The organism is Bradyrhizobium sp. LeoB3, assembly GCF_055456055.1.
The window spans coordinates 55,713-81,687 of sequence record NZ_JBVBEF010000014.1; the positions used below are offsets into that span (position 1 = coordinate 55,713).

At 61.4% G+C, this 25,975-nt stretch carries 20 protein-coding genes and 3 pseudogenes; 19 read left to right on the forward strand and 4 right to left on the reverse strand.

The window, feature by feature from the left end; all coding sequences use genetic code 11:
* Nucleotides 1-17 precede the first annotated feature (17 nt).
* Together fmdA and ACZXDY_RS12865 are read left to right on the forward strand one after the other, a co-directional pair.
* Complete coding sequence (gene fmdA / locus ACZXDY_RS12860; protein WP_028163086.1) at nt 18-1,247, forward strand: formamidase; 1,230 nt, start codon at nt 18-20, stop codon at nt 1,245-1,247.
* A gap of 87 nt (nt 1,248-1,334) precedes the next feature.
* Nucleotides 1,335-1,676: an FmdB family zinc ribbon protein gene (locus ACZXDY_RS12865; RefSeq protein ID WP_464345733.1), complete on the forward strand. Its 342-nt coding sequence runs from the start codon at nt 1,335-1,337 to the stop codon at nt 1,674-1,676.
* 7 nt (nt 1,677-1,683) lie between these two features.
* On the opposite strand, the gene ACZXDY_RS12870 is transcribed toward ACZXDY_RS12865, so the two are convergent.
* On the reverse strand, nt 1,684-2,286 hold the full coding sequence (locus ACZXDY_RS12870) for a phasin family protein (RefSeq protein ID WP_464345734.1): 603 nt from the start codon (nt 2,284-2,286) through the stop codon (nt 1,684-1,686).
* A gap of 773 nt (nt 2,287-3,059) precedes the next feature.
* On the opposite strand from ACZXDY_RS12870, the gene ACZXDY_RS12875 reads away from it, so the two are divergent.
* Nucleotides 3,060-4,130 (forward strand): glycoside hydrolase family 88/105 protein, encoded by a 1,071-nt coding sequence (locus tag ACZXDY_RS12875; RefSeq protein WP_464345735.1) that lies wholly within the window; start codon nt 3,060-3,062, stop codon nt 4,128-4,130.
* Nucleotides 4,127-4,324, forward strand: a pseudogene (locus ACZXDY_RS12880) (hypothetical protein); the annotation flags it as partial. The gene ACZXDY_RS12875 and the pseudogene ACZXDY_RS12880, both read left to right, overlap by 4 nt.
* Nucleotides 4,325-4,730: 406 nt before the next feature.
* On the opposite strand, the gene ACZXDY_RS12885 reads toward ACZXDY_RS12880, so the two are convergent.
* Nucleotides 4,731-5,741, reverse strand: a complete 1,011-nt coding sequence (locus ACZXDY_RS12885; protein ID WP_464345736.1) for a LysR family transcriptional regulator — start codon at nt 5,739-5,741, stop codon at nt 4,731-4,733.
* A 238-nt stretch (nt 5,742-5,979) separates the two neighbouring features.
* Between ACZXDY_RS12885 and purU the strand changes: the two genes are divergently transcribed.
* The 15 genes and pseudogenes from purU to ACZXDY_RS12960 all read left to right on the forward strand — a co-directional run bounded on the left by purU (nt 5,980) and on the right by ACZXDY_RS12960 (nt 24,131).
* Nucleotides 5,980-6,852, forward strand: coding sequence for a formyltetrahydrofolate deformylase (purU, locus tag ACZXDY_RS12890; RefSeq protein WP_130222353.1), 873 nt, complete (start codon nt 5,980-5,982; stop codon nt 6,850-6,852).
* A gap of 19 nt (nt 6,853-6,871) precedes the next feature.
* The gene (locus ACZXDY_RS12895) at nt 6,872-7,831 is read left to right on the forward strand and encodes a hypothetical protein (RefSeq protein ID WP_464345737.1); all 960 of its coding nucleotides are present in this window, start codon (nt 6,872-6,874) and stop codon (nt 7,829-7,831) included.
* On the forward strand, nt 7,824-8,150 hold the full coding sequence (locus ACZXDY_RS12900) for a glycine cleavage T C-terminal barrel domain-containing protein (RefSeq protein WP_464345738.1): 327 nt from the start codon (nt 7,824-7,826) through the stop codon (nt 8,148-8,150). The genes ACZXDY_RS12895 and ACZXDY_RS12900 overlap by 8 nt, the downstream gene beginning before the upstream one ends.
* A gap of 9 nt (nt 8,151-8,159) precedes the next feature.
* Nucleotides 8,160-9,069, forward strand: a pseudogene (locus ACZXDY_RS12905) (bifunctional 5,10-methylenetetrahydrofolate dehydrogenase/5,10-methenyltetrahydrofolate cyclohydrolase).
* Between the two features lie 98 nt (nt 9,070-9,167).
* Nucleotides 9,168-10,523, forward strand: coding sequence for an MFS transporter (locus ACZXDY_RS12910; protein WP_464345739.1), 1,356 nt, complete (start codon nt 9,168-9,170; stop codon nt 10,521-10,523).
* A gap of 1,101 nt (nt 10,524-11,624) precedes the next feature.
* Nucleotides 11,625-13,838 carry a TonB-dependent receptor gene (locus ACZXDY_RS12915; RefSeq protein WP_464345740.1) on the forward strand — a complete coding sequence of 738 codons (2,214 nt, stop codon included), beginning with the start codon at nt 11,625-11,627 and terminating at the stop codon, nt 13,836-13,838.
* Between the two features lie 250 nt (nt 13,839-14,088).
* A complete protein-coding gene (locus ACZXDY_RS12920; RefSeq protein ID WP_028163095.1) occupies nt 14,089-14,520 on the forward strand; it encodes a ParB N-terminal domain-containing protein in 432 nt (143 codons plus the stop codon).
* Nucleotides 14,517-15,909 (forward strand): annotated as a pseudogene (locus tag ACZXDY_RS12925) (Y4yA family PLP-dependent enzyme). The gene ACZXDY_RS12920 and the pseudogene ACZXDY_RS12925 overlap by 4 nt, the downstream one beginning before the upstream one ends.
* Nucleotides 15,891-16,901, forward strand: a complete 1,011-nt coding sequence (locus tag ACZXDY_RS12930) for a PLP-dependent cysteine synthase family protein (RefSeq protein WP_130222365.1) — start codon at nt 15,891-15,893, stop codon at nt 16,899-16,901. The pseudogene ACZXDY_RS12925 and the gene ACZXDY_RS12930 overlap by 19 nt, the downstream one beginning before the upstream one ends.
* Entirely contained in the window at nt 16,898-18,037 is a 1,140-nt protein-coding gene (locus ACZXDY_RS12935) for an NAD/NADP octopine/nopaline dehydrogenase family protein (RefSeq protein ID WP_464345741.1), read from the forward strand. The genes ACZXDY_RS12930 and ACZXDY_RS12935 overlap by 4 nt, the downstream gene beginning before the upstream one ends.
* Nucleotides 18,037-19,926 (forward strand): IucA/IucC family protein, encoded by a 1,890-nt coding sequence (locus ACZXDY_RS12940; protein ID WP_464345742.1) that lies wholly within the window; start codon nt 18,037-18,039, stop codon nt 19,924-19,926. The genes ACZXDY_RS12935 and ACZXDY_RS12940 overlap by 1 nt, the downstream gene beginning before the upstream one ends.
* A complete protein-coding gene (locus tag ACZXDY_RS12945) occupies nt 19,923-21,152 on the forward strand; it encodes an MFS transporter (RefSeq protein ID WP_464345743.1) in 1,230 nt (409 codons plus the stop codon). Before ACZXDY_RS12940 ends, ACZXDY_RS12945 begins: the two co-directional genes overlap by 4 nt.
* Nucleotides 21,149-22,318 carry an ABC transporter substrate-binding protein gene (locus tag ACZXDY_RS12950; RefSeq protein ID WP_464345744.1) on the forward strand — a complete coding sequence of 390 codons (1,170 nt, stop codon included), beginning with the start codon at nt 21,149-21,151 and terminating at the stop codon, nt 22,316-22,318. The genes ACZXDY_RS12945 and ACZXDY_RS12950 overlap by 4 nt, the downstream gene beginning before the upstream one ends.
* Nucleotides 22,318-23,385, forward strand: coding sequence for a FecCD family ABC transporter permease (locus ACZXDY_RS12955; protein WP_464345745.1), 1,068 nt, complete (start codon nt 22,318-22,320; stop codon nt 23,383-23,385). Before ACZXDY_RS12950 ends, ACZXDY_RS12955 begins: the two co-directional genes overlap by 1 nt.
* Nucleotides 23,379-24,131 (forward strand): ABC transporter ATP-binding protein, encoded by a 753-nt coding sequence (locus ACZXDY_RS12960; protein ID WP_464345746.1) that lies wholly within the window; start codon nt 23,379-23,381, stop codon nt 24,129-24,131. The genes ACZXDY_RS12955 and ACZXDY_RS12960 overlap by 7 nt, the downstream gene beginning before the upstream one ends.
* 91 nt (nt 24,132-24,222) lie before the next feature.
* Here ACZXDY_RS12960 and ACZXDY_RS12965 read toward each other — a convergent pair whose 3' ends face one another.
* Entirely contained in the window at nt 24,223-25,071 is an 849-nt protein-coding gene (locus ACZXDY_RS12965; RefSeq protein ID WP_464345747.1) for a VOC family protein, read from the reverse strand.
* A 22-nt stretch (nt 25,072-25,093) separates the two neighbouring features.
* Nucleotides 25,094-25,975: a VOC family protein gene (locus ACZXDY_RS12970; RefSeq protein WP_464345748.1), complete on the reverse strand. Its 882-nt coding sequence runs from the start codon at nt 25,973-25,975 to the stop codon at nt 25,094-25,096.

Below are 25,975 nucleotides of genomic sequence, written 5' to 3' on the forward strand. Positions count from 1 at the left end.
AAGAAGGGGAGCTTTTAATGCCAGAGACACTCATCAAAGTCGATCTCACCAAATCGGCTTATGACAACGACATGGTGCATAACCGCTGGCACCCGGACATCCCGATTGTGGCGTGGGTCAATCCCGGTGACGACTTCATCATCGAGACCTATGACTGGACCGGCGGATTCATCAAGAACAACGATTCCGCCGACGACGTGCGCGACATCGATCTCTCGATCGTGCACTTCCTCTCCGGTCCGATCGGCGTCAAGGGCGCCGAGCCCGGCGACCTCCTGGTGGTCGATCTGCTCGACGTCGGCCCGCTGAAGGAGAGCCTGTGGGGCTTCAACGGCTTCTTCTCCAAGCAGAACGGCGGCGGCTTCCTCACCGATCATTTCCCGCTGGCGCAGAAATCGATCTGGGACATCAAGGGTCTCTACACCTCCTCGCGCCACGTGCCCGGCGTCAATTTCGCCGGCCTGATCCATCCCGGCCTGATCGGCTGCCTGCCGGACCCGAAGATGCTCGCGACCTGGAACGCGCGCGAGGCCGAGCTGATCGCGACCAACCCGACCCGCGTGCCCGGACTCGCCAATCCGCCGTTTGGTCCGACCGCGCATGGCGGCCGTGCCAAGGGCGAGGTCAAGGAGAAGATTGGCGCGGAGGGCGCGCGCACGGTGCCGCCACGCGAACATGGCGGCAATTGCGACATCAAGGACCTCTCGCGTGGCTCGAAGATTTACTTCCCGGTCTATGTGCCCGGCGGCGGCCTCTCGATGGGTGACCTGCACTTCAGCCAGGGAGACGGTGAGATCACCTTCTGCGGCGCGATCGAGATGGCCGGCTGGCTACACATCAAGGTCGAAATCATCAAGGACGGCGTCGCGAAGTACGGCATCAAGAACCCGATCTTCAAGCCGTCGCCGATCACGCCGAACTACAAGGACTTCCTGATCTTCGAAGGCATCTCGGTCGACGAAGCCGGCAAGCAGCATTACCTCGACGTCCACATCGCCTATCGCCAGGCCTGCCTCAACGCGATCGAGTACCTGAAGAAGTTCGGCTACTCCGGCGCGCAGGCCTATTCGATCCTCGGCACTGCGCCGTGCCAGGGCCACATCTCAGGCGTGGTCGATGTGCCCAATGCCTGTGCCACGCTGTGGCTGCCGACGGAGATCTTCGATTTCGACGTGATGCCGTCTTCGGCCGGCCCGATCAAGCACATCACGGGCGACATCCAGATGCCGATCTCGCCGGACAAGTAGCTCCCTGCGCGATGGATGCGGGACGACGCGTATTTGCCGCCCCCGCATCCGCCGCGCAACGTCAGTCCGACCGCGCAAGGAAACAAAATGCCCGTCTACGAATATCTCTGCAACGAGTGCGGCCCGTTCAAGGACATGCGGCCGATGTCCGAATGCGACCTGCCGCAAGACTGCCCGCAATGCGAAGCGGAATCGCCGCGCGTCATCCTGACCGCCCCGAGCTTCTTCTGCATGCGCTCCGATAAGCGCAAGGCCCACGCCACCAATGAGCGCAGCGCGCATGCGCCGAAGACGCTCGACCAGTACAAGGCCTCACACGGCCCCGGCTGCGGCTGCTGCTCCGGCAAGAAGCCGGCGCGCTTGGTGACCAAGAGCAAGACCGGCGCCAAGGGCTTTCCGACCGCGCGCCCCTGGATGATCAGCCATTAGAACTCAGTTAGTGGCGCGTAGCGCGCAGCTCCAGTGTGGTTTGGGTGATCCTGGCGACGAACCCTTCGAAGCCCAAGACTCTCTGCCTGGCCAATTCGCCGTGGAGTTTGCTGATTTTCTGCGACTCGGCGATGAAGGTCTCGAAAGCCTGCTTCGCGAAATCCGTCTGGAGCTCAAAAACCTTGTCGAGCGAGCGGACGGCCGCGAGCTTCTCCAGGAAGGACAAGGTTTGATTCAGCGATTTCCTGGTGTAGTCGCTGTAGGCATCGGCGATCGTTGCAACGCTGACGGCAACGGGCTCGGCCGCTACGGTGGGGAGGGCGGGGACCGTATCAGTCGCGGAAGCCTCAACCGAAGCGCTTTCGATCGACGCGACCGGTGCGCTGATCGGCTCGTTGAACTGGACCTCCTCGCTGATCTGCTCAGCTTCATTGATTTGTTCACTGATTTGTTCCCGGGCGTCCTCCAGTTGGACCGCCACAGGCGCCGGCTCGGGAACTTGTCGTGCGCGGGCTTCCTTGCTCGGCTCGACCTTCTTGCGCTGCTGTCCTGTCTTCCCCTTGCGCTGGCTGGATTTTCCGACCGGTTTATTCCCATCCGCACTCAACATTGGAATCGCTCCGGATCTCAAATATCAACTAAGCTGCAAGCCTCCGCCATCTTTGCGCTGGATTCGCGGTTGGGCTTTGTTCTTCGCGTGGCAGTCATGTGGTGACATTTGGAAGGAGGAGCGCCAGCGGCCATCTCGTGCCCATTCCGGGCTGCGTTGGGCACGGGAACGTTTGTTCTCTTAAGCACGGAGCATATACTGGGTGGCGACCGCGGCGCCGCCATCGGGGCCCAATGGAGGTCGCGCGAGTTCTCCGTGGGTCAATGGTCCAGTAGGGGAGTTGGTAATGCGGCGATTGAGGGGGCGGCGAAGGTTCAATTCTTTGACGATGCTGGCGGTTGAGGCCAATCATGTGATTGCGCTGCGGCTGGTGAAGCTGATGTTGGGTGGCAGCGGGGCCCGGCGCGAAGCCGAACGCATGATCAGCGAAAAGATCGATGCGGCCGTCGAAGCCGGCACAAGGTTGATGTCTGGAGCTTCGGAAGATGACATAGTTCGTCGGTATCGACGGCGCGTCGCAGCGAATGCGAAGCGGCTAACCAAATCGAACTTGGGTCCCCTAAAGCGAACACGGCGCCGACGAAAGTAATCGGCGCCGACCAGTCGTCGCCATGCGCGTCTCGTAGCGCAAACCGGATTTTCGCAAGCCGTCCCACTGCTGCAAAGGGCTAAAAGCGAAGTTACTGTTACGATAGCGCTGTGCCGTCGCGCCGCGGTACGATCCGCCGATAGGCCGATGGTAGTCAGTAGTTAGGAACGTCAGGAGCGGGAGCATGAGGGCAGTTGCACTGATGGCCGTCCTGCTCACTGCTTCAGTTGCGCCGGAAACCGTGCGCACTACGGCCCAGCAAGTCGCGAGCTGGCAAATGTCGCACTTTCATGAAGTACCCCAGGCGGCTGAGACAGATTGGACACGCGCCGCCTTCTATATCGGTCTCGCAAGGTGGGCCGCGACACCAGGTCAGATGAAGTACTTCGACGTGATCCGAGAGCTTGGAGAGCGCACCGGTTGGCAGATCGGCAACAGCGATTGGGCGCCCCCGATCTACCTTGCGGACGATCATGCCATCGGGCAGGTCTACATTGCCGCCTATGATCATTTCGGCGATCGACGCATGATCGAGCCGACCGTGCAGCGGCTGGAATACATCCTGCAGCACCCGCCACAGGTCTCGCTCGAATTCGACAACGCAAAGTGCCTGCAGCGATGGTGCTGGTCTGACGCCATCTTCATGGGGCCGGCGACCTGGTTCGGCATTGCGCGCATCCGGAAGGACCAGCGCTTCCGTGACTATGCCGACAGGGAATTCTGGGCCACGAAAGACTTCCTGTTCGATAGCCAGGAGCGCCTGTTCTACCGCGACAGCCGCTTCATCGGGAAAACTGGCGCGCATGGCGAAAAGATATTCTGGGGCCGAGGTAACGGCTGGGTACTCGCTGGGCTTGCCAACATCCTACGAGAGCTTCGTCCCGGCGACCCCCTACGCGAGAAATACGTCAACCTGTTCGTCGAGATCGCAGATCGCGTAGCGAGCCTGCAGCGCCCGGATGGCTTCTGGTCCACGTCGCTGCTCGCTCCGCCCGAGGTCGGCACCCCGGAATCCAGTTGCACTGGATTGCTGACCTACGGCCTGGCCGCGGGGGTGCGGATGGGACTTCTCGACGCAAAGCGGTTTAGTCCAGTGATTGAACAAGGCTGGCGGGCTCTGGCATCGGCGACGGTCAACGGCCGGCTCGGCCGCGTGCAGCAGATTGGCGACAGGCCGGACGCCGTTCAGATCGCGGACACCCAGCTCTACGGGTCTGGCGCGCTCTTGTTGGCTGCATCTGAACTGGTCCACTGACATCTACTTTCCTCCGCCGGTGCGGCGGGTCCAGATTCCAATTTGAGTGGCGCTCGGCATGTCATCGATCGGCTGTTCCCGCCCGCGACTGGCGTGAGAGCGGCCGCCAGCATCGGCAGGCCGCCTTTGCCGCCGACGTCGTCGACACCACCGGCGCGGGCCACGTCTTTCACGGCGCCTATGCGCTTGCGATCGGCGTCGGCCTCGATGTGCGCGAGGCCATGGCGTTTTCGGCAGTGACGGCTGCGCTGAAAGCGTGGCCTCGCCGTGCTCGAGCGCCTCAACGATCTGACGACGGCCAAGGGAACCCCGTGGAAGGCTCGGTTTCCGGTGTTCACCGACATCAAGCAAGAGGGCGACTTCGCGCGCGCCTACTGAGACTACGCACAGTCCGGTCTTGATCGCGAGATGCGAGACCTGACATCGGTCGAGCTGTCCTCATCTAGAGCATGATCCGGAAAGTGGACACCGGTTCTCCGAAAAAGATCATGCTCAAACAAAGAGCTAGAGCGGGATGACGATTCGAAGAAAAGTCATCGCGCTCTAACGGCGCACGGCCAGACTGAGGGATCGGCTGTCATTCACGATAGCGTTCCTAGATCACCGACGCAGCGACGTCCCTTCGGACACTGACCGCCCCGCGATAGCGGGCTCCGCGGCCTTGGCACGGGACTTGGCATAATCGGCCGACATGGCCAGCGCGGGATCGCGGTGACGCAACTCCTCGGCCACGATCGATTGGAGCCAGCGGACGGCGGGTTCGTTGTCCATCCGGCGGTGCCAGTGCTGCTTCAATTGGATCAGAGGTATGGAGACCGGCGGCGGCAGACGCTTGAGACCCGCGTCTGCGTACCAGGCCCCGAGCGAGAACGGCACGGTGGAGATCATGTCGCTCGTCGCGATCAATTGCGGCACGCTCATGAAATGCGGCAAGTGTAGGACGACCCGGCGCTGCAACTTGAGTTCCCGGACCCGCCTTTCGAATATCTCCTGACTGCGCCCCTGCTGGTTCACGACGATATGGTCCGCCGTGAGAAACTGCTCAAGCGACAGGGTGTCACCGATCGTCGGATGGTCCTTTCGAACAATGCAGGTGAAGGGGTGATCGAAGAGGTCTTCGGTCACGATATTCGGGCCGACGAGGTCCGGAAAGTAGCCTATCGCCAGATCGATCTCGCCGTTTTCGAGCGCGTCCTCCAGCTGTTCGTGGGACGTCGGTACGCATCGCAGGCCCGCTCCGGGAGCCATCGTGCGTATGCGTTGGAGGATCGGTGGGATGAAGATCAGAACGCCGATGTCCGATGTCGTGACCGTGAATACGCGGTCACTCTCTTCCGGTACGAAGCGTGGCTTGCGCAGTATCTGCTCGTCGACCGTCGAGAGCACGGTTCGCACCGCTTCGGCGATCGATTCCGCAAATGGTGTCGGCCGCATTCCGCGCCCTGTCGACAGAAATAAGGGATCGCCAAAGAAGTCCCGTAGCTTTCGCAGGCCAGCGCTGGCCATCGGCTGGCTCATTCCAAGCTGACGAGAGACCGCCGACAGGTTCTGGGCGCGGAAGAGCCCGTCGAGCAGGAGAAGCAAGTTCAGATCGAGCCGTCTGATATCCATAATGCTGATAGCTTGTATTGGATAATACCGGATTTTCAATGGCGGCATTCTGCGCAATGGTGCCTCTGTAACGTCCCGTAGAGGCGACTTTGGGAGTGAAATCAGAGGCGTAGCCCCCGGGAGGCTCAGGCCTCTCAGCCACACTTTCTCGGTCCACCTCTCATTCTTCAAACATCCGCTCACCTTACGTCGGTGCCGCTGGAATCGATCGCCCGTGGCTGCGAGGAATCGTCCGCTTATGCACGCTGAAACTGCATCGAATACGCAATACATCCTCACCCTGTCGTGTCGCGACGTGCCGGGAATCGTGGCCGATGTCTCGCGCTGCCTGTTTGAAAACGGCGGCAATATCGTCGAGGCCGCGCAGGTCGACGAGACCGTGAGCGAACGCTTCTTCATGAGGATCGGCGTCACTCTCTCAGAAGGGGGCGCGAAGGCGGCGCGGCGCGGAATCGAGGCGATCGCCCGGAAATTCGGAATGGAATGGAAGCTCCGGTCCCAAGCCGAACGCAAGCAGGTCCTGCTGTTCGTCTCCAAATTCGATCACTGTCTCGGCGATCTCTTGTACCGCCATCGGCTCGGCGAGCTCGACATGGACATCGTCGGGATTGTCTCGAACCATCCGCGCTCGGCGCTCACCGTCAGCTTGGTGGGCGATATTCCGTTCCATCACCTTCCGGTCACGAAGGAAACGAAGATGGAGCAAGAAGCGCAGATCAAGGCGCTCGTCGAGGAGACGAAAGCCGATCTCGTCGTCCTTGCGCGCTACATGCAGATCCTCTCCGACGATCTTGCGCGCCATCTCCATGGCCGCTGCATCAATATTCATCACAGCTTTCTGCCGGGATTCAAGGGAGCCAGGCCCTATCATCAGGCGCACGCGCGCGGCGTGAAGCTCATCGGGGCAACCGCGCACTTCGCAACGAGCGATCTTGACGAGGGTCCGATCATCGAACAGGACGTCGAACGAGTCAGCCACCGCGACACGCCGGAAGATCTGGTCCGCAAGGGGCGCGACATCGAGCGCCGGGTCCTCTCGCGCGCGGTCCATCTCTTCCTCGAGGACCGCATCATCATCAACGGCGAACGGACCATTGTTTTCGCCAACTGAGCAGAACGGAGAACCATCAATGCTCACACCCAAGGGCATGCGCAGGACGCCCGAAGGCTACTTCACCTCGCGTTGGGGCCTTCCCGAATATACCGACTGGATCGACGAGAGCATGTCCTGGAAGGAAACCTGCGCGCTCGGCGATTGGTCGTTCCTCTGGGAGCGGCGCTTCAAGGGACCCGATGCCCTGAAGCTGTTCTCGGACACCTCCGTCAACAGCTTCCAGAAGTTCGACATACGGCAGTCGAAACACGTCGTCCATACCACCAAACAGGGAAAGGTCATTGCGGAGGGAATCCTCACGCGCCTGTCCGACGACGAATTCATGCTGTTCGGGCGCGGCACGTTCTGGGTCGACTACGTGCGTCGCCACGGCGACTACAACGTCATATCCGCAGCCGACGACTGGTTCAATTTCCAGGTCCAAGGGCCGACGTCCGTGGCGCTGCTTGAGAAGGTCTCGAAGCAGTCGCTGAGGGACGTGAAGTTCATGCATTCGGGCGAGATCGAGATCGCCGGCTGCAAGATGCTCGCGCTGCGACAGGGTATGTCGGGCGAGATCGGTTTCGAACTGCAAGGCCCCATGGAGCAGGCTGCGGCTGTCTACGACGCTATTGTCGCCGCCGGCCAGGAGTTCGGCCTCCGCCGCATTGGCGGCCGGGCGATCTTCATCAACCACCTCGAAGCGTGCTTCCCGACGATCGTAACTGACTACATGCCTGCGATCTTCGATGAGGACATGAAGGACTATCAGGACGAATTCCGCGCAGCGATGCCGGGCTTCGCGTCCACGTTCAACATCGCCGGCAGCTTCCAGTCGGATGACATCCGGGCTTGGTACCGAAGCCCGGTCGAACTCGGCTGGGGCAAGAACATCAAGTTCGACCACGAATTCATCGGGCGCGGCCCTCGAGGAAGAAGTCGCCAATCCGCGGCGCGTGATCCGCACGTTGGTCTGGAACGGAGACGACGTGGCTGATGTCCACGCCTCGCTCTTCCAGAAGGAGCAGGTGCCCTACCAATACATGGAAATGCCCCGCGACCAGCGCGGCTTCATGTACGCCGACCGCGTGCTGGGCGGCGGAAAGGACGTCGGCGTGACCACGTCGCGGGGATACAGCTACTTCTTCCGCGAGATGCTGTCACTGTGCACCATCGACGTCGATCATTCCGAGATCGGCACCGAAGTCGTCGTGGTCTGGGGCGAACCCGAACGTCGGCAGAAGCACATTCGCGCGAAGGTGGCTCCGGCGCCCTACAAGAAGGACAACCGGCGCTCCGACCTTTCCAAGGTCTGAACCGCAACCATGACCGCGCGCAACATCGACGGAAAGGCGCTCGCTGCCGAGGTTCAGAAGCAGGTGGCCGAGGGCGTGGCCGCTCTCGTCGGCGGTGGCGTGGCAGTACCGGAGCTGGCCGTCGTGCTGGTCGGCGACGATCCTGCCAGCCACGTCTACGTCTCGAACAAGGTGCGGCAGACCGAAGCCGTCGGCATGCGGTCACGTCGGTTCGTGCTCGATGCGAACACGACAGAGCGACGGCTTCTGGATCTGATCGAGGAGTTAAACCGGGACCCGGCGGTGAATGGCATATTGGTCCAGTTTCCGCTGCCGCCCCACATCGATACGGCGCGCGTTGTGACCGCCATCCGTCCAGACAAGGATGTCGACGGATTCAATCCGTTGAACGTGGGACGGACTGCGGCCGGCATGCAAGGAGCCTTGGTTCCCTGCACGTCCTCTCGGCGTGATGCGTCTGATCAAGTCGGTGCACGACGACATTGCGGGGCTCGGAGCACTCGTTGTGGGCGCGTCGAACGTTGTCGGCCGTCCGATGGCGCGGCTGCTGTTGCAGGAACTGTGCACGGTCTCCATCGCGCACATCCGTACGACCGACCTCGAGCGGCGATGCAGGGAAGCGGACATCCTCGTGGTCGCGACCGGCGTTCCTGGTCTGGTCCGGGGTCAGTTCATTAAGCCGGGTGCGACAGTCATCGACGTCGGCATCACCCGCATCAAGTCTGAGACCGGTGCCGAAAGGCTTGTCGGCGACGTCGCCTTCGACGAGGCGATCGACGTCGCCGGCGCGATCACGCCCGTGCCCGGTGGCGTCGGGCCGATGACCATCGCCTGTCTGCTCGCCAACACTTTGAGCGTTGCCCAAATGGAAGCCGCTCGATCGCAGGCGGCGGGAATCGACAGGATGACCGTCGTCTGACCGGAGCCTCCGACGAGAGCAGCGAAGGCTTGCGAAGCCGCGTCGCGTGGCTTCCAGGAAGAAAAACTCGAAGATCCATACAGAGGGGGAGAAAGAACGTGACGACACAGGTCTTGGAAACGACAAAGCAGCCAGTCATCGACATCGGAACACTGGCCGAGGAGGGGACGTGGAGTACCTCGCGAAAGCAGGTGCTGCTCCTGTGTGCCCTCGCCATCATTCTCGATGGTCTGGACAATCAGATTCTCGGATTCGCAATACCATCGATGATAAAGGAGTGGAGTGTCACGCGAGGCGATTTCGCTCCGGCCCTTGCGCTTGGCTTCGTCGGCATGACGATCGGCACGCCGATTGGAGGCATCGTCGGAGATTGGCTCGGGCGCAAGATGGCTCTCATCGCGTCGGTCTTTCTGTTCGGTGCGGCAACTCTGGCAATCGCCGCCGCGTATGGCGTGGGTGAAATCAGCCTCTGCCGCTTTCTGGCGGGCCTCGGGCTCGGCGGCGCGCTTCCGGCTGCGACGGCCCTGATCGCTGAATTCACCCCTAAGCGAAACCGCAGCCTGTCCGTAATGTTGGGGATCGTCTGCATTCCGATCGGCGGTATGATCGGCGGCCTGCTCGCTGCCCAGCTCCAGCCCGAGTACGGCTGGCGCATGTTATTCGTGGTCAGCGGCGTATTGCCGATGATCGTCGCAGTGATCCTTGTGTTCGCGCTACCTGAATCTCCGCAGTACCTCTTGGCGCGGGGCGCAGATACGAAGAAGGTGGCGAAATCGGTGCGGATTCTCGACAAGACTGCTGCGGCGTCCAGCGTCTTCGTCGATCGGCGCGATGTCGGGGGCGAACGCGCATTGGTCACCGCCCTGTTCATTGCTGCCCTCCGTCGCACGACGACGGCGCTTTGGATCGCATTCTTCTTCTGCCTGTTGCCGGTTTACGTCCTTTATGCGTGGGCTCCCACTCTCCTGACCGGCAAGGGCTTTGACGTGCAGACGGCGAGCTTCGGCCTGGCGCTGTTCAACTTCGGCGGCGTCGGTGGTTGCATCGTCACCGGGTGGGCGATCGGCCGGTACGGTTCGCGGGTAGCGATCCTGACGGTCGCTGGCGCGGCGACCGTCGGCGCGGTGATCCTGGCATCGATGCCGCTGTCGACCGAAACCCAACCATTGCTGATGGCACTTCTGTTTATCGAAGGCTTCTGTCTGCTCGGCGCGCAGGGCTCGCTGTACGCGCTGGCCGCCTACGTGTACCCGACGAATGTTCGATCGACCGGCGTTGGTGCTGCGGCCGGCTTCGGCCGAGCGGGGGCTATCGTCAGCGCATATGTCGGCACCTTCGCCATGAATTTCGGTGCAACCATGTTCTTCGCCGTCATCGCCGGGTGTGTGGCCATTACGTTCGTGGCGGTGGCGATCATCGACATCCATCAGCCCGCGCTGCGGGCCGAACCGTAGCGATCTCGCGTCTGAAGGAGCCATCGAGAAGCGAGTATCGACCGCCGCCGGGCTCACCAAGGTCGACAGCGGTCGACGCGCGACCGGTCTTCGCGCTAACCCGTGAGGAGCTGCGAATCAACGGCAAGTACCCGCGAGTATCCATTTAGTGTGGCCCATTGCGGAAGAAAACATGACGTCTGACGGCTTCACGATCGGCTCGATCCGGGCGATTCTGCGATCGCTATCCTTTGGCGACGCCGGTGGTGATGTCGTTCGCCAAGATGTTGAACCGTCCGGCCGTCTTCATTTGCGCAATCGATGAAGACAGCGTCGAGGGGGAGGGAGGCCTGGTCGAACTTTCCCGCACCCGGCGCCGAGCATCGCGCCCGGCTCGTCAATGAGGTGCTCGCGCCCGCGATCGTCGGACGCAAATTTGAGAGCCTGCGCAAGCCTTCGAAATGCGCCGATCTTCAGCCTCCCATTTAGCGGTAGTGGTCTGGGCTACGGATTCGCAAGCGCCGATAAGATCAATGAATACGCAAGGTCCTGGGAATTGAGGCGACGGCGCTTGACGCGCAACAGTCATGACGAGGTCTAAAGCGTTCCTGAAGAAGTGATGACTATTGCGTTACCGCTTCCAGGAAAAGCATGGCTCTCTGGCGAAACCACTCTCGTTTATCTTTCCCGTCAACTTCAACAGCACTGACTTAGAATCTTCCAAAGTACCTTTGGAATACTTCCAAACATAGTGTCGCTGACTCGAGTCGATCGATGATCGAGACATTCTAAGTCGCACCGCACGCATTTGCGTTGCGGTCACGATAGCGTCTCTCTAAAGAGGCGGTGCAGATCGCCAACAATCCGAAGTTGCACATGAGGACACAGGCAACCAGCCCGGAATGGGCGTTTGCGGAGGAGCTGATTCACGGGTCGTAAGTGTCGGCCGAGCTCGGACGCAGAGAGCGGATTTTCGATCCATGGTCGTTGAAGCCCGGTCGTGGAGCCATTTCACGTTGGGCGATGTGCTGTTTGATGAGGGGCTTTCTGGAAATGCGACGTGCAGGTGAGGTTGGGGCGGTAGTTCGCTTTGGTGCGACACTGCTAGGTGGAGTGGCATTGATGGCGTGGTTCGAATCGCCCGCTCAATCCCAAACACCGCAAGGCGGCAACTCCCTTCCTCCCATTACTGTCGATGCTCCGACGCAGCGGTCGGTCCGCAGCGCGCCGACCAAACGAAATGCCGCCCGGGTCCGATCAACTTCACGGCGCCCCACGGCGCCTAGCGCCCCGCAAACCGAAACCGCTGTCGTGCAATCGCAGCCGTCGCAGCCGGGTGTCGTGCCCGCCTTTGCGGGCGGCCAGGTCGCTCAAGGCGGGCGGCTGGGACTGCTCGGAAACACCGACACAATGAAGGCGCCGTTCAATCTGACGAGCTACACGGACAAATTCATCCGGGATCAGCAGGCGGCGACGGTTGCGGATGCCTTGATCCTGGATCCTTCCGTGCGCAGTTCCCACCCAACGGGAGGTACGGTCGATTCCTTCAACATTCGCGGCTTTCCAATTAACGAAGGCAATAGCGGTGAGTTCGCCTTCGAGGGCCTTTACGGGATCGCGCCGAACTACCGCATATTCACGGATTACATCGAACGCATCGAAGTGCTCAAGGGTCCCTCAGCTGCGCTCTCAGGGATCGCACCCAACGGCGGCGTCGGCGGCGTCATCAATGTTGTGCCTAAGCGTGCGGGAGAGGACTTGACACGCTTCACCGCGGGTTACGGTTCGGCCGCACGGTTCGGCGGTCACTGGGATATTGCGAGGCGCTACGGCGACAGCAAGGAATGGGGCGTGCGCACCACCGGCAGCCTGCGCGACGGCGACACGCCCATTGACCGCCAGTCCGAAACGACGGGTGTCGGATCGCTGGCCCTCGACTATCAGGGCGAGCGCTTCAGGTCCTGGCTCTATCTCATCGCCCAGACCGATCGGTTCGACGCGCCGTCACGTCCTTTCCTCATGGCTCCCGGCCTACAAGTGCCGAACGCGCCGGACGGTCGGCTGAACGTGACGCAACCTTGGGAATGGTCGCGCATCAACGATCAGTCTGCCTTGTTGCGCACCGAATACGATTTAACCGATCAGGTGACGTTGTTCGCTGACGTCGGCGGATCGCGGACCGATGTCAAGCGATTCTTCGGTCTTCCGACGATCATCAATACGAGCGGCGACACGACTTCGACGCCCCAATTCTTCGGGCTTAGCGTTGATCGATACACATATGATGGCGGCGTCCGCGCCCGCTTCGATACCGGCTTCGTCCACCATGCGATCGCCTTCCAGGCCTCCCTCTATCATGACGCGTTGAACCGGCGGCTCACCAATGGCAGTCTGGTCGCGTCGAACATCTACAATCCGACCGTGGCGCCAACTCAGTTCGCAAACGAGATCAGCGGGCGCCCCCCGCTCTCGGACAGTGAACTCACGGGGCTCTCGATTGCTGACACCTTATCTGTGCTGAATGAGCGTGTCCTGTTGACTTTGGGTGTCCGGCGCCAGGGCATCGAAGCGAACAACTATCTTTCCAATGTCGGAACACTGACGTCGTCCTACGACAAGAGCGCGACCACTCCCGTGGTCGGCTTCGTCGTCCGTCCCTGGGACAACGTCTCTCTGTACGCGAACTACATCGAAGGTCTAAGCCGGGGCGATGTTGCGCCGCAGACCGCTTCCAACTTCGGCGAAGTGCTCCCGCCCTACATCGCCAAGCAGTACGAGGCCGGCGTCAAGGTGGATTTCGGCCGGCTTGCAACCACCTTCAGCGCTTTCCAGATATCGAAGGCGAGCGGCGAGCTGTCCGCCGGGCGCTTCGCGGCGACCGCCGAACAGCAAGTCCGTGGGCTCGAGTTCAACGTCTACGGCGAACTCATGCCCGATATTCGTGTCCTCGGAGGCTTCTCGCTGCTGGATGGCACCCTGACGAAGACCGCCCTCGCGGCAAACGTGGGCAACACGCCAATCGGCGTTCCGAACGTGCAGGCCAATATTGGAGCCGAGTGGGATCTCCCGTGGGTGACCGGGCTCACTTTGAATGGGGCTGTCATCTACACGGGCAAGCAGTTCGTCGACACAGCGAACAAGCAGCCGATCCCGGATTGGACGCGTCTCGATCTCGGTGCCCGCTATACGACGGCGATCAACGGCAGGAGGACGGTTTTCCGCGCGAACGTTCAGAATGTGACCGGTACGAATTACTGGTCGAGCGTAGCCTCATTCGGGACGTTCTTCCTGGGAGCACCGCGCACGTATCTCCTGTCGATGACCGTGGACATGTAATCGCTGCTCTTACAGTTTGGTGAGAGGCTTTATGGATGCTTATGGCTCGGTCGTGGGAGGAGGTGTCAGCGCATTTGTTCGCGCGTTAACCCCGCTGCCGGACACGCAGACCGGGCAGCTCGTTCGCGAACAGCCGGCGTGCCTGCAAACCCTCTGTTCCTTGTCGCTGCGCGTTGGCACCAACGACGCAGCGCCACCCTGAAGGCGCTTCCCGAACGGTTCCTGCTGACAAAAAATCAGGCTGGTCGATATGCAAGTTCGCTTCCTTTCGCCAACATGCTTGATCCCGACCGAAGAGGTCGATCCCAACCGGGTAGCGGAGCTGCAGATGCAAATCCTCCGCGCGGGTTGTTGGACTGTTCCGATCACGGCGGAGAAGGACGCTCTCTTCGTGATGGACGGTCATCACCGGCTAGCAGTCGCGCACCGCCTGCAACTGCCACTGGTGCCGGTGATTCTCTTGGACTACAGCGCAGTGCGGGTGGAGAGCTGGCGCGCGGGCCAGACGATCACGCCTGCGAGCATCCTCGCGATGGCGCGCAGCGGCCGAAAATTCCCCTGCAAGACGACGCGACATATTTTTGATCAGAGCCTGCCCAATTGCAACCTGCCGTTGGAGAGCTTGCGCCACCTTGCTCCGACAGAACGCGCCGTAGCCTATGCCGAAAGGGCGAGGCGATGACCTTGCATTGCTACAAGCCCGGCGCGGGCCTCTCACCAATTCTGCGGCCAAGCACGGCGGAGCTCTTGGCTGTGCAACGGCCCGCTGCTGATCGATTGGGTCGCCCGACATGGGTCGCCGGTCAATCTGATCTGGCCCGAAGAGCTGCAGAGGAATCTCGCGGTACTCAGAGGCGCCTTGCGAGAGAGCGGCGTCACACACGCGGTCTACTACGGAGCGAAAGTCAACAAATCGCCGGGGCTGTTAGCCGCAGCACTGCGCGCAGGGGCCGGCATTGACGTCTCAAGCCCTTATGAGTTGCGGGATGCCAGACGGCTCGGCGCCGACGGCGCACAACTTGTGGCGACAGGCCCGGCGAAGACGGCGGCATTCCACAACGAGCTTATCAACTGCAACGCTCTCATATCGGTGGATTCACCGGAAGAGCTCGAGGATCTGATCCGCGGGCTTCCGGCAGGCGGCCCGGTTCAGCCGGTGCTGCTGCGTTTGCGTCCCGCCAACCAGGCGCAGAGTCGCTTCGGCATGCCGGCCGCGGCCATCCGGCATTGTCTGTCGCGCATTGCTGGCGAAGGCCGCTTGCGCTTCGACGGGCTGCACTTCCACCTGAGTGGCTATAGTTGGGAATCTCGCGCGCAAGCGATTAGAGAGGCCGCCGGTCTGCTCAGCGAATCCCGCGCACAAGGTTTTGCGCCGCGCATGATCGACATTGGGGGCGGGTTGCCGATCCAATATGTCGATCAGCGCGCCTATCAGGCGCATCTTGGGGCACAGATGCCCGAGGACTACCGCACCGGGAAGATACCGGATTCCTTCTATCCCTACGGGGGAGAGCTTTCCGCTGCCGAGTGGCTGCGTTGTTTGCTGAGCGCACCGATGGCCGATGGCCGCAGCTTTGCGAACTATCTTGTCCATGAGGGGCTGGTGCTGGGGATGGAGCCCGGGCGAGCACTGGCCGATCAGGCCGCGATTTCCGTCTTCCGGGTGTTGCGCGTGAAAGCCGTTGGCCCTGATGCCCATGTGGTCTTCGTCGAGGGCAGCAGCTTCAGCGCTTGCGAAACCTGGTTTGGCTCCGAATTTTTGGTCGATCCCATCCTGGTTCCGGCCACATCGCCGCCGATCGCCGCAAAATCTATCCGAGGTTATCTGGCCGGCCATAGCTGCTTGGACGAGGACGTCCTTAGCAACAGATGGCTCACCTTTCCCATCGCTCCGCGAGCGGGAGACCTTCTGGTTTACGCCAACACCGGCGGTTACCAGATGGACCTCCTGGAAAACGAATTCCATCGCCACCCGATGCCGAGCCGCCTTTGCGTGGTTCAGGATGTAAAAGGACAGCTAACGCTCGTCCCCGACACAGTAGGAGAGGCACAATGCTCTGCAGGACCGTAAGCCAGCTGATCGGCCAAACGCCGGTGATGCCGATTGCCGTACCCAACAGCGATGCCACGCTCGTGCTGAAGCTTGAAAAGAACAATCCGGGTGGCTCCATGAAGGACCGCATGGCGCGCAGCATGGTGCTTGCCGCGCTTGAGGACGGGCGGCTCCCGCCGGGCGGCACGATCGTCGAATCGTCGTCCGGAAACACCGGGATCGGACTGGCGTTAGCCGCAGTGGAATTGGGCCTGCGCTTCATTGCCGTTGTCGATCATCACGCCGCGCCGGACAAGATCCGCATGATGCGCGCGCTGGGCGCGGAAATTCGTTATGTCGAAGGCGACTATCGGGAGGACGAGGTTGCGGTGGTGGAGCGCCAACGGCTGGCCGCCCAACTCGGCGCCCAGCTTCCTGATGCGTTGTTCATGAACCAGTCCGACAATCCGGCAAACCCGGAAGGCTATGCCGGTTTCGTCGACGAGCTCCTGGCACAGCTTCCAGACGGCATCGATGCCTTTGTCGGCTGTGTCGGCACCGGCGGGTCAATGACCGGTATCGCCCAGCGTCTGAAGCGGGTTAACCCTGCTGTCCGGACAATCGCTGTGGAACCGGCCGGCTCGATCGTCTTCGGCAAGCCTGGCCATCCCTACTACCAGTCGGGCACGGGAACGCCCGCCGGCGACGAAATCGGCAAGGTGCTCGACTATGGATGCATCGATGAAGGGGTGCAGGTCACCGACACGCAGGCCTTCGAAACAGCACGTTTTATCGCGCGGCGCCACGCGCTTCTGGTCGGGGGCTCGACCGGGGGCACCATCTACAAGGCGCTGGAATTCATTGCAGCCGGCAAGTTGTCCGGCACGGTGGTCACGCCCGTTGCCGACGGTGGCGAGAAATATCTTGGCTCGGTCTTCGACGATGAATGGATGGCCAAGCGCGATTTGTTGGATCCGACAATCGCCGCACAGCTCGACGCCTGGCTCACCGGAAGGGCGCGCGCAGCATGAAGGTGACGATCTGCGGTGCGGGGCGCACTGGGCATTTGAATGCCGTGCTCTTCAAGCAGCGTCCAGGTATCACTGTTTCCGTGCTGACGGGGGCGGCTGCCGTCGCCGATCGATGGACGAGGGGAGACGGTGTTTGGTGGGTCCAGACGCCGAACGGCCACCTCTTGAGCGGACGGCCCGACTATGTCGGCACCGATCCGAGCGAGGCACTCATAGACACGGACATGGTGATCGTGACGCTGCCGGCCCACGCGCGGCCTGCGCTTCTACACTCCTTCGCAGGGCATCTCCCCCGGGACAAGCACGTCTATGTTGGCGCGATTCCCGGCTTTTGCGGCTTCAACTGGCTCGCAGCCAAAGCCCTTTCGGGTACGGACAATGTGGTGATCTGGGGCATGAAGGACGTGCCCCATACGGCCTTTGACTTGGTGCCAGGCGAGCGGGTGCGCATGGGAGGGGCCAAGGCTCAGCTCTTCGCGGCGCTTCATCGCCGCGAGACTGCAGCGAGCCGCGCCGATCTCCAGGAGATGCTGGGTCATATCTATGAAGCCCCAGTCACCCTACTGCAGGACTATCTCGAAATCACGCTAACACCGGGCAACGCATTGATGCATCCCGCCGTGCTCTATGCCCTGATCGGCCCTGGCGCGCCCTGGGAAAACAAGCCGTTTGACCGTCCCCTTTGCTGGTGGAGCGATTGCCCACGCGCCGGCGCCGAATTGCTGGAGGCCTGCGATGCGGAAAACCAGGCAATCCGCCATGCGGTCGAATTGCGCCTGGGCATTGATCTGAGTTCGGTGAAGCCGCTCCGACAGGAATTGATCGAGGCTTATGGCAGCCAGATCGAGGACGACCGGACCATGTACACGCTGCTGCGAACAAACCGTGCTTACGCGGGCATTCGCGCCCCACTTGTTCCCAATCCGGACGGGCCCGGCCTTGTCATCGATCGCGCAAGCCGCGCTTTCCACGAAGATATCGCCTTCGGGCAGGCGCTGCTGGTGGAATTGGCCACGCGGCTTGAAGTGGCAACTCCCGCTATCACGAAAACCTACAACTGGGCGCTCAACTACCATGGCGGGTTCACCGAAAGCGCGCCGGCCTTTTTGCCCGCCAACTGGCCGGAGGAAGCGTAGTGGACGAGTGGATGCCTTCCTCCGCAGATGCCGAAGCTCAGGCGCGTCCCGGGCGGCTTTGGTCGGACGCATCGCGCAATGCGGTCAACCGGCTCGTCCGCTGCCTGTTCGCCGAGCGCCTTCTTGAACCGAATGCATTGTTGTGGGCGCGCGACGGCAACCAAGCATGGCTCCCCCTTTGGCAGTCACGCCGGGTCCTGCATTTCACCGACCTGCGTCGTGCGCCTGCCGGGACATTGCAAAATCGTGGTTCTGTCGAAATACTAGACGAGACCGGTGCTCGCTACCGGATCGGTGGTCCCTCCGACCTCATCCGGCAGGTCGCGCCCGCCTTGGCGATCTCGCCAGCATCGGACGGCGTCGAGCATCTCATACGCGACGTCGAGGACAGCATGCGCAACGACATCCTGGCGCGTCGTCACCGGGAGCACTGGAGCGCCGAGCTGCGAGGGAAAATAGCCGAAGCAGGCGTGCAGGGATTCCTCGCATATCTGGAAAAGAGCCTGCCGCCGCATCTGGCGGCTATGACGCTCGATCAGTGGGGCGCGCTGGAAGGTCATCCCTTTTATCCGACATGGAAGGCCAAACCCGACCTCTCGCCGGAGGACGTCGCGGCTTTGTCGCCGGAGTTCGGTGCTCGCGTGCGCGTCCGAATAGCAGCGCTGCGCAAAGAATGGTCGTATGTGGAGAAGATGCCGCATGTCGGCAGCTATTCGGAATGGTTCTCACAAAACTTCCCCGAGCTCTGGCGCGACTGGGCCGAAGGATTGCATAAACGTGGAAAGTCTCGCGAGGACTGGCTGCCTCTCCCTGTCCATAGCTGGCACCTTGACAATTTCCTGCGCCGTGAGTTCGCGTCCGAGATTAGTTCCGGAGTTTTCGATCCGGATGGCCCGGAGGCCATGACGCTGCCGTCAATGTCGTTCCGCACAATGCTGCCGGACACACAGGAGCCGAGGCCCTTTATCAAACTGCCGGTGGCGATCTGGATGACCAGCGAACAGCGCACTCTGCAGGCCAAATCGATTCACATGGGGCCGCGTCTCAGCACCCTGATTTCCGATATTCTGTCAAAGGAGAGGGATCTTTCTGAAAGGTTGGAGATCTTCACCGAAGAGCTGGGCGCAATCCTGCACCACCCCGTGACGGGCGACGAGCATCCGGGCCGCTTTCTATCGGTCGTCTACCGCAACTGCGACGCTCTGGCGCGAAATGATGGGCTGTTGCCGGTCACTGTTGCGGCACTCTTGACGGCGAACCCGATCGATGGCCGCCCGCTCATTTGTGAATTGATTGCCAGAAGCGGCGATGAAAGTGAAGCAGCCGTATCTGCGTTCTTCCGTGTCTATGTAGGGACCGTCATCCGGCCAACGCTCGCCATGTATCTGCTTTACGGAATTGCTTTTGAGGCGCATCAGCAAAACAGCACGATCCTGTTCGATGAAACCGGCCGCCCGCGAAAACTGCTGATCCGTGATTTCGGCGACGGCCGCAGTTTTGCGCCCCTGTTCAAGGAACGAGGGTACCACCTCAAGCCCTTCACTCGCACGGGGATCTTACCCACCACATTTGATGACAATATCAGTCTTGTGCGCTCATTCGTCATCGATGCCTGCTTCGTCTGCCACCTTCATGAAGTCGCACTGTGCCTCGACCAACATTATGCACTGTCGGGCACAAGCCTTTGGCGCATCCTGCGGGAAGAGGCCGAGGCGGTTTTCGATGCGCTCAGGCCGCGCATGTTGTCGGACGCATTCTGGCAGCAAGAACGCAAGGCCTTTCTTGAGAAACCCTGGCCGAGCCGCTCCGTGCTGCGGATGCACCTGGAGCGTTATCGCGACTATCGGGTTGAGCACGAGCTGCCGAATCCACTGGCGGGAGCGGAATGACAACTGCTTCTGCCTTGTTTCGCGGCTTCGGTCCTGTTTTTGTCTTGCTGTTCGGGCTGCAATTCATTTCCATGGGCGCCATGGAAATGAGTGGTCCATTCTGGCCGATCCAAATCAAAGCGTTGAGCCCTTCCGACAGCGTCTTTGGACTCGCAGGCGTGGGTGTCTATATTGGCCCGATGATTGGTATGTCGCTGACCAGCACCTTTTGGGGGCGAATGGGCGATCGCTACGGCAATCGGCTGATGATGGTTCGGGCGCTCGGCGCGCTAGCGGTCACGCAACTCCTTGTCGCTGTTGCACAGGATGTCTGGACGATCATGGCGCTGCGTTTCTTGCAGGGCGCCTGCGCCGGCTATATCGCTCCAGCGCAGGCCTATGGCGTGCAGATTACCGGCGGGAAGGACCGCGCAAGCCTGTTCGCCTGGCTTCAGGTTGCGACCAATGTGGGCTCGCTGGGCGGCGCCTTCCTGGGCGGGCTCATTCTCGATCGATTCCCTTTTGCTGCAGTAAATCTGACCGCCGGGGCGATTTGTGCGCTGTGCGCTGCCGTTGCCTGGTTGAGCCTGCCCGTACCGACGCCAGGAGCTGCTGCCGCCAATCCCGGAAACGCGGGTACCGCAAAGCCTACGGCGTCGACAGGTGCTCCGATCGGAGCTCTTCTTGCCTTGATGGGGATGCTGCTTGCCAGCCGCATGGTCCTGCAGGTTCCTTTCTCACTGTACATGACCCGGGTATTTGGCGCGCCGCACTGGGTCGCCGGCCTCACTTACGGACTGCTGGCGTGCGGCTTTGTCGTGGCCGCGCCCCTATGGGCGCGGCTCTTCGAGAAACGAACGCCATCCTATGTGCTGGGCGGGAGCGTGCTGATTTCGGCCGCGTGCGTTTTGGTTACGCATCTGGCGGGCAGCACGAACTCCGTTGCCGTGTTCGCGTTCCTGTATTTTATCTGGGGCGCGCTTCTTGGGGGAACGACGCCGGTGCTTCTCGCGCTCATTTCGGCAGCTGTCTCTAATGATAGGCAAGGTTCGGTTCTGGGCCTTGCGCAAGCCTGCCAGCAGGTTGCTTCTGCGAGCGGCATCGTTGCCGGTGTCGGGGTCACCCAGCTCTTTGGTCTCGAAGCCGCTTTCCCGCTCGTCGCCACGCTTTACGCCTTGTCATTTTTGTCGGCTCTCGGCATCTGGCTCAAAGCTGCGCACTCCGCTCAAGAAGGAAGTCGACCATGACGGAATACCGATCGCTGCTGCACGCCGCGGTGACGGCTATTGTCCTGATCGCTTTGCTTCCAACAGCAGCATTTGCCGGCGAACCTGGACTGACACAGACGCAGGCGCCGCTTACCCTCACTGATATCGCAGGCCGCCAGGTGACGCTTAACGCGCCTGTCAAACGCATGCTTCTGGGCGAAGGCCGGCAGCTCTATCTCATCGCCTCGCTGGAACCCAAAGATCCTCTGGCCCATGTGGTAGCCTGGCGCACCGATCTGATCGCGGCCGATCCGGCCACTTACGCGCAGTATCTCGAAGTGTTTCCCGAGTTGGCGAAGCTGCCTTCCTTTAAGGGGCAGGAGGACAGCCTGATCGACATCGAATCGGCGATCATCCAGAAGCCTGATGTGGTGCTGCTCAATCTTGAAGCCATGCAGGCCAACAAGGACGCCAGCTACATCGAGAAGCTCGCGGCACTGAACATACCGGTTCTTTATATCGATTTTCGTCACCGTCCCCTGGAAAACACCGAGCCGACCATTCGGCTCCTGGGCAGGATCATGGGGCGCGAGGCGCGTGCGGAGGAGATCATCGCGTTCCGCCGCCAGGCCATGGCTGCGGTTGCCAACGTCCTTGCCGCCAAACAACCGAAGCGCCCCAATGTGTTCGTCGAGCGGATCGGTGGCTACTCCCAGGATTGCTGCCTGTCTTTCGGCGCCGAGAATTTCGGCAAATATGTCGAACTCGCTGGCGGCCATAATATCGGCAGCGATATCATTCCCTCGACCTTCGGGCAGATCAGCCCCGAGCAGGTCATCGTCGCCAATCCCGAGCATGTGGTGGTTACCAGCGCTGACTGGCAAGCCTATGTGCCCGGGGGCCATTGGATTCCGCTTGGACCAGGGGCGGATCCTCGGGTGACGCGCAAGAAACTCGAATGGTTCGCTACTCGCGACGCCTATACCGGTATCGCGGCAAAGAAGACGCGGAATTTTCACGGCATTTGGCACCAGTTCTACAACAGCCCATACGAATTTGTTGCCGTCCAACAATTGGCGAAGTGGTTCCACCCCGACCTGTTTGCTAATCTGGACCCCAATGCAACTTTTGCCGAATACCATCGTCGCTTCCTGCCCATCGAGTACCGGCCCGGCTATAGCGTCAGCCTTTCGGACAGCCAGTGATGACCGATGTCCATACCGAAACACTGCCCTTAGCCGGAGGCGACGCCTATCAAGCGCTCAGCGTCAGGCGATGGATCGTTCTCCTTGTGCTGGTGGTCGGTGTCTGCGTCGCATTGGTCGGTGACCTTTCGACTGGACCAGCCAGCTACAGGCTTGGAGAGGTTGTGCGCACGCTCGTTCTGCCGGCGGAAGCGGATGCGCAGATGCGCGTCATTGTCTGGTCGATCCGCATGCCGTCAGCCCTTATGGGCGTCGTGGTCGGTGTGGCGCTTGCCATCGGCGGCGCTCAGATGCAGACCATCTTGAACAATCCGCTGGCGAGCCCGTTCACGCTGGGCCTTTCCGCCGGTTCAAGCTTCGGCGCGGCCCTTGCGCTCGCCTTCGGTCTCGCGCTGGTCCCCATCGCAGGCGACTATGTCGTCGCGGCCAATGCTTTCGTCATGGCCATGGCGACCGCCTTCCTGATCCATTTGGCCAGCCTTCGGCGCGGAGCCTCGATCCATGTGATCGTGCTCTTGGGCATAGCGCTGGTTTTCAGTTTCAATACGGCACTCGCTATCATCCAGTATTTCGCCGCCGAGCAGGCGGTCGCGGCCATCGTCTTCTGGACCATGGGCAGCCTCACCAAGGCGACATGGCCCAAGCTCGCCATCACCGCGCTGGTCGTGGGTCTAACCTTGCCGGTCTTTCTGCGCCGCCGGTGGCAGTTGACGGCCTTACGTCTTGGCGAGGCGCGCGCGGCGAGCTTCGGCATTCCCGTGCGGCGCCTGCGGCTCGAAACCCTGATCCTTGTCTCTCTTTTGACGGCGATCCCCGTCGCGTTTGTCGGCACGATCGGCTTTATCGGTCTCGTAGCTCCGCACATCGCACGCATGATGGTCGGCGAAGACCAGCGCTTCCTGCTGCCCGCGAGCGCGCTGACTGGCGCGCTGATCATGTCGTTCAGCTCCATCCTGGCCAAAATCGTGGTACCCGGCGCCGTCCTGCCGATCGGCATCGTCACCTCGGCGATCGGATTGCCGGTCTTCCTCTATTTGATTCTGAAAAGCGGAAGAGACATATGGTAGTGCTGAGCACGCATCGCCTCGGCGCCCGCTTCGGATCACGCGAGGTACTGCGTGATGTGACCCTTCCGCCCTGTTTTGGCGGCGAGGTTGTGGCGGTCATTGGACCGAATGCTGCGGGCAAGTCGACGCTGTTCCGGCGCCTGGCAGCCATTCTTCCGGGGCCCGGCGAGTGCCGGTTGGAAGGTGTGCGCGATGCAGATCGCGCCGTCGCCTATATGCCTCAAGACCAAACGGCAAGCGCGGTGCTGACTGTATTCGAATCCGTCCTTCTTGCGCGTAAGCAGGTCAGCGGCTGGCGTCTGGAGAGGTCCGATCTTGTGGCGGTGGACCAGGCGCTGGCGTCACTCGATATGGGCGATCTTGCCAATGAAATCCTTTCCGAGCTGAGCGGCGGACAGCGCCAGCTCGTCGGGCTTGCTCAATGTCTCGTGCGCGAACCGCAGGTGCTGCTCTTGGACGAGCCAACCAGCGCGCTGGACATGCACCGCCAGTTGGAAGCGATGCGGCAGGTGCGCAGCCTTGCGCATGACGACGGTATGCTCGTGCTGATCGCGCTGCACCATCTCGACCTGGCACTCAAATTCGCCGACAAGGTCGCTATCCTCTCTGATGGAACGTTGCACGATTTCGGCACGGCGGCTGAAGTCCTGACGCCGGAAAACCTTGCCGCAACCTTCCGCATCAGGGCACGTATCGAATCCTGTTCGCAGGGCAAGCCACATTTGATCGTCGACGACGCGATCTGATGTCCCACGCGCCGGTGGCACTTGGAAAGGGCCGCTCGGCTGCAGCCCGCGCATCAGGCCGCGGACCGATACCGAGTGTCGTTTGCCGCGTCTACCGCGCGCGCTTTGATTTCGATCCCCACATGCAGAGGCTTGTCGGTTCGAACCCGAACTGGCGCGGCCGATGCGATTCCTCGTCCTCGATCTCATCCACCCCGACCGAATATTCGAACACCATGCCGTCGGGGCCCTGGAAGTAAAGGAACCGCGCGCCGGACGTCGGGTGACGGCCAGGACCGAAGACGATCGGCACCCGTTGCTCGGACAAGTGATAGAAGGATCGCAGCACGTCGTCGTTGCTTTGCACCTGATGGTTGATGTGCTGGATCCCGGGACCTCTGGCCGGCGCAAGCGCGATGGTGTGATGGATCGCGTTCACGCGCATCAGCGCAATATCCCCGATGCGATCGCTGACGCGCGCGTTGCAGACCTCCGTCCAGAACTTCTCGTCGCGAACCGGATTGGTCGAATTCAAGCCGACATGGCTGAAGCCGGTGATGCCGGCGTCCCGTGAAGCAAAATAGCGGCGGCCATGCTGCTCCGGACGGACAACCAGCTCGATCTGGTTGCCGCTCGGATCCTTGAAGCCAATGAAGGCGCGAACCTTGCGTGCCGAGCATTCGGCAGCCGCGCCGACATGCACCGGATGACCAAGCGAGTCCAGGGTCGTGGCGGCCTCGTTCAACTCGCTCTCGTTCTCGACTTCGAATCCGATGGTCTGATCGGCCGGGTCGCCTTCAAAGTAGCACAGCGTATGCGCGCGTTCGTCTGAACGCAGATAGAGCGAGTTCCGCGACCTCTCGCTCACCTGAAGACCGAGGCATCTGGTCGCAAATGATTCCGCTTCCTCGAGGCTCGAGGTCCCCAGCCGCGCATAGGTGACATCCTTGAGCTGGATCATGGTTGCGCTCCTTTTGCAGAGATCAGGTGATGGCTTGCCGCAGCTCCGGAATCTCGGAGCATTCGCTTCCCCATTCGCATAGTGAGGAAGCTGCCGGCGCAAACTGCCTCGCATGGTGCCGGGTATCGATGTCGGCCAGCCCATGTCCGTACGAGAAGACTTGTCCTTCCGGTCCGGCAAATCGCAGAAAGATCTGGCCGGATGCTGCTTCGCGGCCTGGGCCGTGCAGGATCTTGATCTGTCGCTCCTGCGCAAAATAGTGGTTCTGCATGATCGAATCGAGACTTTCGACTCCGTAGCAGACGTCAAGCAGCCCCGCCCGATCGGAAGGGTAGAGCGCAATCCGGTGATGCTTCCGATCGATGCTGAGATAGGCAATATCGCCGACCCAATCGCTGATCGCCGCTCCCAGGATCGTGGTCCACAGCTTCAGGTCATCCGCCATCGCGCGGCTGCGAAGGCCCACGCATTGCAGGCCGGTGACACCGGCATCGCGGCTCGGGAAGTAGCGCCGGCCGCTTACCGCCGGGCGTGACACAAGGTCGATCTCATTGCCGCTCGCGTCGCGCACGATCAGTGCGCGCCGCACAAAACGCCGGCTGCATTCCTCTGCGGACGCCTCGCGGACTTCAAATCCCTCTCGCTGCAGGGCATCGGCCGCTCGATCAACGTCATCGGCGGAGGCGACCTCCATGCCGACGCTTGACCTGTCGGCGCCTTCGACGAGACAAAGCGTGTGGAAGCGCTCGTCGGACCGGAACAGAAATTGCTCCTTGTCATCAGTGACGCGCTGAAGCCCCAGAATGTCGGTCGCGAAGGCCGCGGCGCCCGGGCCGTTCTGTACCGCAAGCCTCACATAGCAGAGCTGGATCAACGGGATAGGGGTGAAGTGCTTGGCGTCCAT